The organism is Mycobacterium sp. NGS62 (genome assembly GCF_059812285.1).
The window spans coordinates 703,129-715,506 of record NZ_JCALCK010000002.1 but is presented as its reverse complement, the minus strand read 5'-3'; the positions used below and the strand labels follow the sequence as shown (position 1 = coordinate 715,506).

15 protein-coding genes are annotated in these 12,378 nt (G+C 65.4%); 10 read left to right on the top strand and 5 right to left on the bottom strand.

What is annotated here, in order from left to right:
* Nucleotides 1-22: 22 nt before the first annotated feature.
* On the top strand, nt 23-499 hold the full coding sequence (locus AC5Y49_RS08450) for a DUF3093 domain-containing protein (RefSeq protein WP_499885867.1): 477 nt from the start codon (nt 23-25) through the stop codon (nt 497-499).
* A 10-nt stretch (nt 500-509) separates the two neighbouring features.
* Here AC5Y49_RS08450 and AC5Y49_RS08445 read toward each other — a convergent pair whose 3' ends face one another.
* On the bottom strand, nt 510-812 hold the full coding sequence (locus tag AC5Y49_RS08445) for a DUF4193 domain-containing protein (RefSeq protein ID WP_045382353.1): 303 nt from the start codon (nt 810-812) through the stop codon (nt 510-512).
* Nucleotides 813-1,052: 240 nt separating this feature from the next.
* Here AC5Y49_RS08445 and cei point away from each other — a divergent pair, with 240 nt between their 5' ends.
* Nucleotides 1,053-1,703: an envelope integrity protein Cei gene (gene cei, locus AC5Y49_RS08440; RefSeq protein ID WP_499885865.1), complete on the top strand. Its 651-nt coding sequence runs from the start codon at nt 1,053-1,055 to the stop codon at nt 1,701-1,703.
* Between the two features lie 62 nt (nt 1,704-1,765).
* Here cei and AC5Y49_RS08435 read toward each other — a convergent pair whose 3' ends face one another.
* Nucleotides 1,766-2,641 carry an inositol monophosphatase family protein gene (locus tag AC5Y49_RS08435; RefSeq protein ID WP_499885861.1) on the bottom strand — a complete coding sequence of 292 codons (876 nt, stop codon included), beginning with the start codon at nt 2,639-2,641 and terminating at the stop codon, nt 1,766-1,768.
* A gap of 94 nt (nt 2,642-2,735) precedes the next feature.
* On the opposite strand from AC5Y49_RS08435, the gene ppgK reads away from it, so the two are divergent.
* Nucleotides 2,736-3,545: a polyphosphate--glucose phosphotransferase gene (ppgK, locus tag AC5Y49_RS08430; RefSeq protein ID WP_499885859.1), complete on the top strand. Its 810-nt coding sequence runs from the start codon at nt 2,736-2,738 to the stop codon at nt 3,543-3,545.
* Nucleotides 3,546-3,734: 189 nt separating this feature from the next.
* The gene (locus tag AC5Y49_RS08425; RefSeq protein ID WP_499885858.1) at nt 3,735-5,288 is read left to right on the top strand and encodes an RNA polymerase sigma factor; all 1,554 of its coding nucleotides are present in this window, start codon (nt 3,735-3,737) and stop codon (nt 5,286-5,288) included.
* 49 nt (nt 5,289-5,337) lie between these two features.
* Here AC5Y49_RS08425 and AC5Y49_RS08420 read toward each other — a convergent pair whose 3' ends face one another.
* The gene (locus tag AC5Y49_RS08420) at nt 5,338-5,709 is read right to left on the bottom strand and encodes a DUF952 domain-containing protein (RefSeq protein WP_499885856.1); all 372 of its coding nucleotides are present in this window, start codon (nt 5,707-5,709) and stop codon (nt 5,338-5,340) included.
* A 126-nt stretch (nt 5,710-5,835) separates the two neighbouring features.
* Here AC5Y49_RS08420 and AC5Y49_RS08415 point away from each other — a divergent pair, with 126 nt between their 5' ends.
* Nucleotides 5,836-6,030, top strand: coding sequence for a DUF7455 domain-containing protein (locus AC5Y49_RS08415; RefSeq protein WP_499885854.1), 195 nt, complete (start codon nt 5,836-5,838; stop codon nt 6,028-6,030).
* A 63-nt stretch (nt 6,031-6,093) separates the two neighbouring features.
* A complete protein-coding gene (locus AC5Y49_RS08410) occupies nt 6,094-7,056 on the top strand; it encodes a YihY/virulence factor BrkB family protein (protein WP_499885853.1) in 963 nt (320 codons plus the stop codon).
* On the opposite strand, the gene AC5Y49_RS08405 is transcribed toward AC5Y49_RS08410, so the two are convergent.
* On the bottom strand, nt 7,043-7,282 hold the full coding sequence (locus AC5Y49_RS08405; protein ID WP_499885851.1) for a DUF3039 domain-containing protein: 240 nt from the start codon (nt 7,280-7,282) through the stop codon (nt 7,043-7,045). The two genes, AC5Y49_RS08410 and AC5Y49_RS08405, sit on opposite strands and share 14 nt — an antisense overlap.
* 84 nt (nt 7,283-7,366) lie before the next feature.
* Here AC5Y49_RS08405 and AC5Y49_RS08400 point away from each other — a divergent pair, with 84 nt between their 5' ends.
* The 3 genes from AC5Y49_RS08400 to AC5Y49_RS08390 all read left to right on the top strand — a co-directional run bounded on the left by AC5Y49_RS08400 (nt 7,367) and on the right by AC5Y49_RS08390 (nt 9,741).
* Nucleotides 7,367-7,789, top strand: coding sequence for a DUF3099 domain-containing protein (locus tag AC5Y49_RS08400; RefSeq protein WP_499885850.1), 423 nt, complete (start codon nt 7,367-7,369; stop codon nt 7,787-7,789).
* Between the two features lie 118 nt (nt 7,790-7,907).
* Complete coding sequence (gene sigB / locus AC5Y49_RS08395) at nt 7,908-8,897, top strand: sigma-70 family RNA polymerase sigma factor SigB (protein ID WP_499885847.1); 990 nt, start codon at nt 7,908-7,910, stop codon at nt 8,895-8,897.
* A gap of 151 nt (nt 8,898-9,048) precedes the next feature.
* Complete coding sequence (locus tag AC5Y49_RS08390) at nt 9,049-9,741, top strand: iron-dependent transcriptional repressor DtxR (RefSeq protein WP_499885845.1); 693 nt, start codon at nt 9,049-9,051, stop codon at nt 9,739-9,741.
* 15 nt (nt 9,742-9,756) lie between these two features.
* Here the strand turns inward: AC5Y49_RS08390 and AC5Y49_RS08385 are convergent, their stop codons facing one another.
* Entirely contained in the window at nt 9,757-10,815 is a 1,059-nt protein-coding gene (locus AC5Y49_RS08385) for a DUF4192 domain-containing protein (RefSeq protein WP_499885842.1), read from the bottom strand.
* Nucleotides 10,816-10,961: 146 nt separating this feature from the next.
* Between AC5Y49_RS08385 and sthA the strand changes: the two genes are divergently transcribed.
* Nucleotides 10,962-12,368 carry a Si-specific NAD(P)(+) transhydrogenase gene (gene sthA / locus AC5Y49_RS08380; protein WP_499886347.1) on the top strand — a complete coding sequence of 469 codons (1,407 nt, stop codon included), beginning with the start codon at nt 10,962-10,964 and terminating at the stop codon, nt 12,366-12,368.
* Nucleotides 12,369-12,378 lie beyond the last annotated feature (10 nt).

Here is a 12,378-nt window from a genome sequence, read left to right as displayed (position 1 = left end):
GGCACAGACTACCCTTGACCGCGTGTCGGGTACGCGCGTCGCGCCGCAAAGTGTGCGGTATCGCGAGCATCTATGGGTGCCATGGTGGTGGTGGCCACTAGGTTTCGCGGCTGCGGCCCTCATCGCGTTGGAGGTCAACCACGGCGTGCCGACACTTCCCGACTGGTTGCCATTTGCGGTCCTGTTCGGGGTGGCCGCCGGAGCGTTGCTGTGGCTGGGCCGGATGGAGATTCGGGTCACCGTCGGCGACGACGGCGTCGAGCTGTGGGCCGGTGAGGCGCATCTGCCTGTCACGGCGATCGCCCGCTCCGCGGAGGTCCCACGCTCGGCCAAGTCTGCGGCATTAGGGCGCCAGCTCGATCCCGCGGCCTACGTACTGCACCGAGGCTGGGTCGGCCCGATGGTGTTGGTCGTGCTCGACGACCCCGACGACCCGACGCCGTACTGGTTGGTGAGCTGCCGTCACCCGCAGCGGGTGCTGTCAGCATTGCGGAGCTGACCCAACCCGCTCAGGCCGCGCAGTCGGTACAGATCATCACGCCGTTCTTCTCGCTGGCCAGCCGGCTGCGGTGTTGCACCAGAAAGCAGCTCGAGCAGGTGAACTCGTCAGCTTGCTTAGGAACAACACGAACCGACAGTTCTTCGCCGGACAAGTCGGCGCCAGGCAGTTCGAACGACTCTGCGGACTCGGATTCGTCGACGTCGACTACGGCCGACGCCGCTTCATTGCGCCGCGCTTTGAGCTCCTCTAACGAATCCTCGGAAACGTCATCGGTCTCGGTGCGCCTTGGGGCGTCATAGTCGGTAGCCATCGGCCTTTCCCCTCGCTCCCCTCATAAACCCTGCAAGCAACGCTTTGTACCAGCGTCGAACGCATCCGCCAAACGATTCGTGCCCGTAACCCGGTTTGTTCAAGTGTGATTTACGTCACACACGTATCTTGACCGCCCTATCTCGTTCTAAACATCGCGTTCGGATCGCCGCTAGTCTCGTCGGCGGCGACCCACCGCGCCCGGCTACGCCGCGCTCGTGATCGCCGCTAGAGTGCTCCCGTGGTCGCGCAAATCACCGAAGGCACCGCGTTCGACAAACATGGTCGCCCATTTCGCCGCCGCAACACCCGGCCCGCTATGTTCCTGCTGATCTTTCTGGTGCTGGCAACCGGCTTTATCTGGACGATTGCACTGACCCGTCCGTCCGACGTCCACGAGGTCGCGATCTGCAATCCCCCGCCGCCGCAGACCGATCCGGGCCAACCACGGCTGGGCGAGCCGGTCCCGTACAGCACGATGATCAACGTCACCCCGGCCAAGCTGGCGGATACCAAGATTCGGGTGCTCAATGCCAGCGGGCGCGGCGGCCAGGCCGGCGACGTCGCGGGCACGCTGCGCGACCTGGGCTTCGCCCAGCCGACCGCCGCCAACGACCCGATCTATGCCAATACCCGACTGGCCTGCCAGGGCCAGATCCGCTTCGGCGAGGTCGGGCAGGCCGCGGCGGCTGCCCTGTGGGTGGTGGCGCCGTGCACCGAACTGTTCCGCGACGACCGCTCCGACGACTCTGTCGATCTGGCGTTGGGCACCGAGTTCACCGCGCTGGCCCACAGCGATGACATCGAAGCGGTGCTCGCCGGCTTACGGCCAGGGCCCGGTGAGCCGCCAGATCCTGCGCTGCTGTCGAAGATCCACGCCAACAGCTGCTGATTTCGGTCCAGCGGAGGATGCGCGCCGCGGCGCGGCGCGAGCAGAAGCCGGACAATCAGATCTCAGCCCGGGATCGGCGCCAGCCCGCCGAATCGGTCGAGGGCAGCAAGCAATTCGTCCGCGATCCCCGGTGCCGCCGCCACCACCGGCCCGGCTCCGCCGGCTGGCGTCCCAGGATCCGGCAGCACTACCCGCGCGCCCGCCTCGGCAGCGATCAACGCCCCAGCCGCGCAATCCCACAGGTGTAGCCCGTGCTCGTAGTAGGCGTCCAGTCGGCCCGCCGCGACCATGCACAAATCCAGTGCGGCAGAACCGATGCGGCGCACATCGCGGACCATCGGCAGCATCCGGGCCGCCAGCGCCGCCTGGGCTGTGCGGCGCCGCCTGGAATAGCCAAACCCGGTGCCCAGCAGCGCCATCAACAAATCGTCGACATCGGTGCATCGCAGCCGACGGGTTTGCTGCTCGTCGGCGAGGTGCGCACCGAGTCCGGTCCCAGCCGAATACACCTGGCCGCCGACGACGTCGGCGACTGCGCCGGCAATCGACACGCCGTCGATCTGCGCGGCTACCGAGACCGCGTAGGCCGGGATGCCGTAGACGAAGTTCACCGTGCCGTCGATCGGATCAAGTACCCAGGTGACCGTGTCGGCACAGCTCGCTGAGGGATCGGCCGGGCCACCGCCCTCCTCACCGAGAATGGGGTCGCCGGATCGCAGCTGCGCCAGTCGATCACGCAGCAATCGCTCGGTTTCGGTATCGACGACGGTCACCGGGTCCGTCGGAGTGGACTTGGTCTGCACTGCCTCGCTTGCCGAGACGCTCGCGTCGGCGCCGAACACCTCGGCGCGACGACGGCGCACGAACTCAGCCGCCTCGCCGGCCAGCGCTTCGGCCACCGAACGCAGCTGAGCAGGGCTGTTGTCAGGTGTCGTCACTGCTCTATCGCATCACAATCCTCGCTGGGGCACCCCCGCGGCGGGGCATCGCATTAGGGTGTGGGCCACAGCCACGTCCCGCCGAGGAGATGCGATGACCAGTAGCGACTCGACCACGGCTTCGTCTGCGACCGATGGGCCCGGCGCGACGCCGCAGCGGCGCGGCTTCGGCGTCGACGTGGGCGGCAGCGGGATCAAGGGCGGGATCGTCGATCTGGACACCGGTGAGCTCGTCGGCGACCGGTTCAAGCTGCCGACGCCACAGCCGGCCACGCCGTCGGCAGTCGCGAAGACCATCGCCGCCGTGGTCAACGAATTCGGCTGGTCGGGCCCGCTGGGGGTGACCTACCCCGGCGTGGTCACCGAGGGCGTCGTCCAGACAGCAGCGAATGTGGACAAGGGGTGGATCGGGACCAACGCACGCGATGTCATCGCCGGGGAGCTGGACGGCCAAGAAATCGTCGTCCTCAACGACGCAGATGCGGCCGGGCTGGCCGAGGAGCGCTACGGCGCGGGCAAAGACAAAACCGGCGTGGTGGTGCTGCTCACATTCGGCACCGGAATCGGGTCGGCGGTCATTCACAACGGGATATTGCTGCCCAACACCGAATTCGGTCACCTCGAGGTCGGCGGCAAAGAAGCCGAACACCGTGCCGCGTCGTCGGTACGGGACAAGCACGGCTGGAGCTATAAGAAATGGGCGAAACAGGTGACGAAAGTACTGGTCGCTTTCGAGAACGCCTTTTGGCCCGATTTGTTCATCGCCGGTGGCGGAATCAGCCGCAAGGCCGACAAATGGGTGCCACTGCTCGAGAACCGGACGCCGGTTGTCGCCGCCGCCCTGCAGAACACAGCGGGAATCGTCGGCGCGGCGATGGCGGCGACCAGGGATGTCACCCACTGAATTGCGCGCTCCGGGCAATGTGGCCGCGCTCGGTCGTTACACTGGTCACCGGCAGCCGCCCAACCCATAGCGGCGAGCATCCAAGCTGATATCAAGACCGACATCCGACATAGCCGACACTTTCGGTAACGCACGCCCAGGAGCACCGAAGGCTCGGCTTGAAGACTGAGTCCTACTGAAGGGGTTTACGTGGCAGCGACCAAGGCAAGCCCGGCGACCGACGAGCCGGTGAAGCGCTCCGCTACCAAGTCCCCCGCCAAAGCCGGGGCGAAGCGACCCGCGGCCAAATCCGCAAACGGCGCCGCCCCCGCCAAACGGGCCACCAAGACAACGACACGCGCCAGTAAGGCGCCGGCCAAAGCCAACGGTGCTGACGCCGCCAAGAAGAGCCGCACACCGGCGAAAAACGCCGCTGCCAAGTCCGCGCCGGCCAGTGGGCGTGCGAAGAAGGCAGCGTCGCCCAAGGACACCCCGAAGGACCGCGAGGTCGTTGCCGAAGATGCTGTCGATGAGGACCTCGACACCGAGCCGGAACTCGACGGTGAGCCCGGCGACGATATCGAGATCGACGCCGCCGACCTGAACCTCGACGACCTCGAGGAGGATGCGTCCTCCGACGGCGACGACGACACCGACAACGAACAAGCCGAAACCGACGACTCGGAGACCGCCTCGACCAAGAAGGCGCCCGCTGAGGGCTCCACCGACGACGACGAGGAAATCGCTGAGCCCACCGAAAAGGACAAGGCCTCAGGCGATTTCGTATGGGATGAGGACGAGTCCGAGGCGTTGCGCCAGGCCCGAAAGGATGCTGAGCTCACTGCGTCGGCGGACTCGGTACGCGCTTACCTCAAGCAGATCGGCAAAGTGGCGCTGCTTAACGCCGAAGAAGAGGTGGAGCTGGCCAAGCGAATCGAGGCCGGGCTTTACGCCACCCAGCTGATGACCGAGTTGGTCGAGCGCGGCGAGAAGCTGCCCGCGGCCCAGCGGCGTGACATGTCATGGATTTGCCGGGACGGCGACCGGGCGAAAAACCATCTGCTGGAAGCCAACCTGCGTCTGGTGGTGTCGCTGGCCAAGCGTTACACCGGTCGCGGCATGGCATTTCTCGACTTGATCCAGGAAGGCAACCTGGGTCTGATCCGTGCGGTCGAAAAGTTCGACTACACCAAGGGTTACAAGTTCTCGACCTACGCGACGTGGTGGATCCGCCAGGCGATCACCCGCGCGATGGCCGACCAGGCGCGCACCATCCGCATCCCGGTCCACATGGTCGAGGTGATCAACAAGCTGGGCCGCATCCAGCGTGAGCTGCTGCAGGACCTGGGCCGTGAGCCCAGCCCGGAGGAGCTCGCCAAAGAAATGGACATCACGCCGGAGAAGGTGCTGGAGATCCAGCAGTATGCGCGCGAGCCGATCTCCCTGGACCAGACGATCGGCGATGAGGGCGACAGTCAGCTCGGCGACTTCATCGAGGACAGCGAAGCGGTCGTCGCCGTCGACGCGGTGTCGTTCACTCTGCTGCAGGACCAACTGCAGTCGGTATTGGAGACGTTGTCGGAGCGCGAGGCCGGCGTGGTGCGGCTGCGCTTCGGGCTCACCGACGGCCAGCCCCGGACCCTCGACGAAATCGGGCAGGTTTACGGCGTCACCCGGGAGCGCATCCGCCAGATCGAGTCCAAGACGATGTCGAAGTTGCGCCACCCCAGCCGTTCTCAAGTTCTGCGCGACTACCTCGACTGAGCTATGGCCGGCGATGCCGGCCGGTGCGCCGACGGCGCGGGCGAAGCGTCTATGCCGACTCCGACTCCGAAGCCGCCGGGAAGGCTCCGTCGGGGCCGGGCCGGTAGTCGGTGACCTTGAACACAGCATCGACCGGAAGTGATCCGTACAGATGCGGGAACAGCATTGACTCCGGGTCCGTTGCAACTCCCGGTTCCCAAAGCACCGGTGCATCCAGCCGGGCCGGATCGATGTACAGCAGCAGCAGGTCGACGCGTCCACTGAAGAGGCGGTTGGCCGGCAGATGTACCTGGCCCGGTGTCGAAAGGTGGATGAATCCGGCGCAGTCGGTCGGTTCGGGGTGGAGGGCACCGAGAGCCTGGGCAGCAGACCACTGGTCGGCTGAACAGAGGTGGACCAGCACCGCGGGATCAGGGTTCACAAAACCACCCTGCCCGAGGTGTAACCGGTAGGGCGTGAGAAACGACACAGCGGGTAACCACACGGGGAAGAAGGCCAAACGCCCCGACATCTGAGACAGTGGAGATAGGCCAGAAACGGAGTAGCCATGAACGCGACCTTGACCAGTCCGGAGTTGACTAGGGCTGATCGCTGCGACCGGTGCGGCGCGGCCGCCCGGGTGCGCGCCACGCTGCCCTCTGGCGCCGAACTTCTCTTCTGCCAGCATCACGCCAATGAGCACGAGGCGAAGTTGGTTGAGTTGGCGGCGGTGCTGCAAGTAAGCGCTCCTGTGGAGTCTTGAGACACAACTCACCTACCGGCAATCCGGACGGCAGGACAACTCGTCAGGAATGCTGGGTTGGTCATGAGCGATCAGCGGGTTAAGCCGTCGCGGCATCACGTCTGGCGTGTCACACGCCGGACGCTGTCGAAAAGCTGGGACGACTCCATCTTTTCCGAGTCAGCGCAGGCGGCCTTCTGGTCGGCGCTGTCGTTGCCGCCGTTGCTGCTGGGCATGCTGGGCAGCCTCGCCTACGTGGCGCCGCTGTTCGGTCCCGACACTCTGCCCGTCATCGAGCACCGCCTGGTGACGCTGGCGCACAGCTTTTTCTCCGAGAACGTCGTCAACGAGATCATCAAGCCGACGATCAGCGACATCGACAAGGGTGCGCGGGGTGAGGTGGTGTCGCTGGGCTTCGTGATCTCGTTGTGGGCCGGATCGTCGGCGATCTCGGCGTTCGTCGATGCGGTGGTGGAAGCCCACGACCAGACCCCGCTGCGCCACCCGGTGCGTCAGCGCCTGTTCGCCCTATTGCTCTATGTCGTGATGCTGCTGTTCGTGATCGCGACTGCCCCGCTTTTGGTGCGGGGCGAGTGGAAGGTGGCGCAGTTCATCCCGGACAGCTGGCTGGACATCGGCTACTACCCGGCGCTGATCACCGGGTTGATGGTCGCGGTGATGATCCTGTATCGGGTGGCGCTGCCCAAAGCGCTGCCGACCCACCGGCTGGTCCTGGGCGCAGTGCTGGCGACCGTGGTGTTTCTGATCGCCACCTTGGGATTGCGCATCTATCTGACCTGGATCACCGCCACCGGCTACACCTACGGCGCGCTGGCCACGCCGATCGCGTTTTTGTTATTCGCCTTCTTCGGGGGCTTCGCGATCATGCTGGGCGCCGAACTCAACGCCGCCATCCAGGAGGAGTGGCCGGCGCCGGCGACCCATGCGCATCGGATGCGACGCTGGCTGAAATCCCGGGCACAGAACGGCACCACCGACGATCAGGATTCGGGCCGTGTCAGCGACGAGCGGGTCAGCTCTTCTTGAGCTGTTCGTAGATCCGCTTGCAGTCCGGGCAGACCGGCGACCCCGGCTTGGCCGATCGGGTGACCGGGAACACCTCACCGCACAATGCAACGACGTGTGTGCCCATCACCGCGCTCTCGGCGATCTTGTCTTTCTTGACGTAGTGAAAGTATTTCGGGGTGTCGCTATCGGTCCCGTCGTCGACGCGTTCGTCGGTATCGGTGCGTTCGATCGTCTGGGTCTGCATGCGTCTCATTGTGCCGGAAACCGGTCGTTGAGCCGACTCTGAGCCCGCCGCGGGGCAATAGGCGCCTGTGCCGGAATGGGCCGAATGTGGGACAGTGGATGGATGAAGCACGGCTCCGAGCTGGGTTTCGACGACGACGGTCGGCCGGTGCTCATCACAGCAGCCGCACCCTCCTACGAGGTGCAGCATCGTCAGCGGGTACGCAAGTACCTGACGCTGATGTCATTCCGGATTCCTGCGCTGGTATTGGCCGCCCTCGCGTACGGCGCGTGGCACAACGGATTGATCTCGCTGCTGATTCTCGTCGCGTCGATTCCATTGCCGTGGATGGCGGTGCTGATCGCCAATGATCGGCCGCCGCGCCGCCCCGACGAACCCCGCCGGTTCGATCCATCCCGCCGGCACACCCCGCTGTTCCCGACCGCCGAGCGTCCCGCACTCGAGCGAGACATTCGTCCAGCGCCGCAACCCGAATCGCGGGGTCCGGGCGCCGACAGTTCCGAATAACCGCCACCCGGCGGCACTTCTCAGCACATTCTCAGGGCCTCGGCACATTAGCGCACGTCAACGGGTGTGAGATCGCCGCCCGGTGGGAACTCTTGTCCCGGGTTAGTCGTTGGACCACATGACAGTTCAAGCCGATCAGGAGGCCGCTATGGCAAATGCCACTACCAGCCGGGTTGAGAGCGATCTGGATTCTCAGAGTCCTGCCGCGGATTTGGTGCGCGTGTATCTGAACGGCATCGGCAAGACGGCGTTGCTTACTGCCGCCGACGAGGTCGAGCTCGCCAAGCGCATCGAGGCCGGACTCTACGCTCAGCATCTGCTCGATACCCGCAAGCGCCTGGGCGAGAAGCGCAAGCGTGACCTGGCGACAGTGGTGCGCGACGGCGAAGCCGCGCGCCGCCATCTCCTGGAAGCCAACCTGCGGCTGGTGGTTTCGTTGGCCAAGCGCTACACCGGCCGCGGCATGCCGCTGCTGGACCTCATCCAGGAGGGCAACCTGGGGCTGATCCGTGCGATGGAGAAGTTCGACTACGCAAAGGGATTCAAGTTCTCCACGTATGCCACGTGGTGGATTCGCCAAGCGATCACCCGCGGTATGGCCGATCAGAGCCGCACCATCCGGCTGCCGGTTCATCTGGTCGAGCAAGTGAACAAGCTGGCGCGGATCAAGCGAGAGATGCACCAGAACCTCGGCCGAGAAGCCACCGACGAGGAACTCGCTTCGGAGTCGGGAATTCCGGTCGACAAGATCAACGACTTGCTCGAGCACAGCCGCGATCCGGTCAGCCTCGACATGCCGGTCGGTTCGGAGGAAGAGGCCCCGCTGGGCGACTTCATCGAAGACGCCGAAGCAATGTCCGCGGAGAACGCGGTGATCGCCGAGCTGCTGCACACTGACATCCGCAGCGTGCTGGCCACGCTGGACGAGCGTGAGCATCAGGTGATCCGGTTGCGCTTCGGCCTCGACGACGGCCAGCCCCGCACGCTCGACCAGATCGGGAAGCTGTTCGGTTTGTCGCGCGAGCGGGTGCGCCAGATCGAGCGCGAGGTGATGGCCAAGCTCCGCAACGGCGAGCGCGCCGACCGGCTGCGGTCGTACGCCAGCTAAGACCTGTCACGGGGTATGCCCGCCGCGTTGCGGCGGGCATACTGCTGCCGTGGGGACGGTTGACCACTAATGGCCCCTGGACCGTGCGTGTGTGTTAGCAGACCATTCACGCAGCTGGGCAAGTAGACTCAGGTGCAACGAAGGGTGCGGAATGAACGACCTGGTTGATACCACCGAGATGTACCTGCGGACCATTTACGACCTCGAAGAAGAGGGTGTAACGCCGCTGCGTGCCCGGATTGCCGAGCGGCTCGACCAGAGTGGGCCTACCGTCAGCCAGACGGTGTCGCGGATGGAGCGCGACGGGCTGTTGCACGTGGCCGGTGATCGCCACCTGGAGCTGACCGACAAGGGGCGGACACTGGCGATCGCCGTCATGCGCAAGCACCGGCTGGCCGAACGGCTGCTGGTCGACGTGATCGGGTTGCCGTGGGAAGACGTACACGCCGAGGCCTGCCGGTGGGAGCACGTCATGAGTGAAGACGTCGAGCGTCGGCTTGTGCAGGTGCTCAACAACCCGACGACCTCGCCGTTCGGCAACCCGATTCCCGGGCTTTTGGATCTGGGCGTGGGGCCTGGGTTCGGCGCCGAAGACGCCAACCTGGTACGGCTGACCGAGCTGCCGGGCGGATCGCCGGTCGCCGTGGTGGTCCGGCAGCTCACCGAGCACGTCCAAGGCGACATCGACCTGATCACCCGCCTCAAAGACGCCGGCGTCGTCCCCAACGCACGGGTGACCGTGGAGACCAACCCGGCCGGTGGCGTGACCATCGTGATCCCGGGCCACGAAAACGTCAGCCTGCCGCACGAGATGGCTCACGCCGTCAAGGTCGAGAAGGTCTGACCTGGCTGTTGCGCCCTAGACCGCACGCCGGCCGAACGACCGCAGGGGCGGCAAGCGCACACCGAACCGCTTGGCAAGCCGATACCCGGTCAGCGCGAGTTCCCGGATATGTTCGGGTCGCAATCCCGACTGCAACGCGGTGTCCAGCATGCCCGCCATCCGGTGAGTCGGTTGGCAACGCAGCGCGGCCTCCAGCGACACCCCGGCCAGCGGTCCGTCGCCACGCGCATACGCGCTGAACGCGAGTAGGACCAGCGCTTCGACCCGCCAGGGCTCAGGTAGCGCACGTGAGAGCAGCGCCCACAAGGACTCGGCCTCGCCCGCGTTATCCCCCACCGCAAGGGCATAGAGCGTGTCGCGAACGTGCACATCGCCTAGTGCGCAGCCGAGCTTGGCCAGCTCCACCTCCGAAAGCGGTTGCCCGTCGGCCACGCTCGCGGCGGCGGCCATCGCATCTTCAACGTCGCGACGGGTGCAGCCGTCGGGGTCCGCGCGATAGGCCGCCTCACGCGATCCGGCGTATCGGTCGAGTGCGGCGGCAAGTTCGTCGCTATCGGCCCCGTCGTCGGCCGCGATGACGGCCTGCAGGTCGGCGCGCCGCGCATACAACCGCCGGCCGTCCAGGACGGCGGCCACGGCCAGCGGCGACGACGATGGGTCGTCAACCGTGCCGCCGGAACCACACCCGTCGACACAGTGCCAGCGACCACCGGGCGCCACCTGATCGACGACATGTGCGGCCCACAACAGGATGTCGCGGCTGGACAACTCCTCGGTGAGCGTCGTGCACAACTCGCGGTACTCCTCGTTGCACACCGGACACGATGCTCCGTCGGCGTCGACGATCACCGCGATCGCGGCCTCCGGGTCGGCTGCCGCGGCAACCTCTGCGAGGTGCCCGAGACGCTGCGTCAGCTGAGCGGATAGGTCGACGCGCATCACCGAACCCAGCTCGCCACCGTCGACAGATACCAGCACCAGCGATCTCTCCGGCACAAACCCCAAAACCGCGGGCAGTGCGGCGATCAACGCGCCTGGCCGATTCAACTCAAAGTCTTTTCGATGCTTTGTCATGAGGCGACGCTGTCAACGGTGACCGTCAGTGGATGACCGGCAACGCGGGCTGGGCCGATCTGTTGTGGATGAACTCACGACTGTTGGCCGGTTCGCCGCACGCGGGCTGGGAAACCGGCGTAGACCTCTATGGCATGGTGAATTCGATGCGGGAGTACGACATCATCGTCATCGGTTCAGGACCGGGTGGGCAGAAGGCGGCGATCGCGGCGGCCAAACTCGGTAAGTCGGTGGCCATTGTCGAGCGCGGCCGGATGCTGGGCGGCGTCTGTGTCAACACCGGAACGATCCCGTCGAAAACCTTGCGGGAGGCGGTGGTCTACCTCACCGGCATGAACCAGCGCGAGTTGTACGGCGCCAGCTACCGGGTCAAGGACAAAATCACCCCCGCCGACTTGTTGTCACGGACCCAGCACGTGATCGGTAAGCAGATCGATGTGGTGCGCTCGCAGTTGATTCGCAACCGGATCGACCTGATTGTCGGGCACGGTCGCTTCGTCGACCCGCACACCGTCTTGGTGGAGGACGTCTCCCGAGGCGAACGAATCACGCTCTCTGGGGATTTCGTCGTCATCGCTACCGGAACCACGCCGGCGCGCCCGAGCGGGGTCGAGTTCGACGAGGAACGGGTGCTCGACTCCGACGGCATCCTGGACCTCAAGTCGCTGCCGGCGTCGATGGTCGTCGTCGGAGCTGGGGTGATCGGGATTGAGTACGCGTCGATGTTCGCCGCGCTCGGGACCAAGGTGACGGTCGTGGAAAAGCGCGATTCCATGCTCGATTTCTGTGACCCCGAAATCGTCGAGGCGCTGAAATTTCATCTGCGCGACCTGGCCGTGACGTTCCGGTTCGGCGAAGAGGTCACCGCCGTGGACGTCGGAGCTGCCGGCACCATCACCACGTTGGCCAGCGGCAAGCAAATCCCCGCCGAGACGGTGATGTATTCGGCCGGGCGGCAGGGTCAGACCGAGGACCTCGACTTGGCGAACGCCGGCCTGGAAACCGACCATCGCGGAAGGATTTTCGTCGACGACCAGTTCCAGACCAAGGTCGATCACATCTACGCCGTCGGTGATGTGATCGGCTTCCCCGCGCTGGCGGCAACCTCGATGGATCAGGGGCGGCTGGCGGCCTATCATGCCTTCGGCGAGCCGACCGATCCCATGACCGAGCTGCAGCCGATCGGCATCTACTCGATTCCGGAGGTCTCCTATGTCGGGGCCACCGAGGTGGAGCTGACCAAAGACGCGATTCCTTACGAAGTGGGGGTGGCGCGCTACCGGGAGCTGGCTCGCGGCCAGATCGCCGGCGATTCCTACGGCATGCTCAAGCTGCTGGTCTCTACGGCAGACCTGACGCTGCTGGGAGTGCACATTTTCGGCAGCAACGCCACCGAGATGGTCCACATCGGGCAGGCGGTGATGGGATGCGGGGGCACCGTCGACTATCTGGTCGACGCGGTGTTCAACTATCCGACGTTCTCCGAGGCATACAAGGTCGCGGCGTTGGATGTGCGCAACAAGGTGCGCGCGCTCAACCAATTCCGCAGCTGAGCATCCTCCC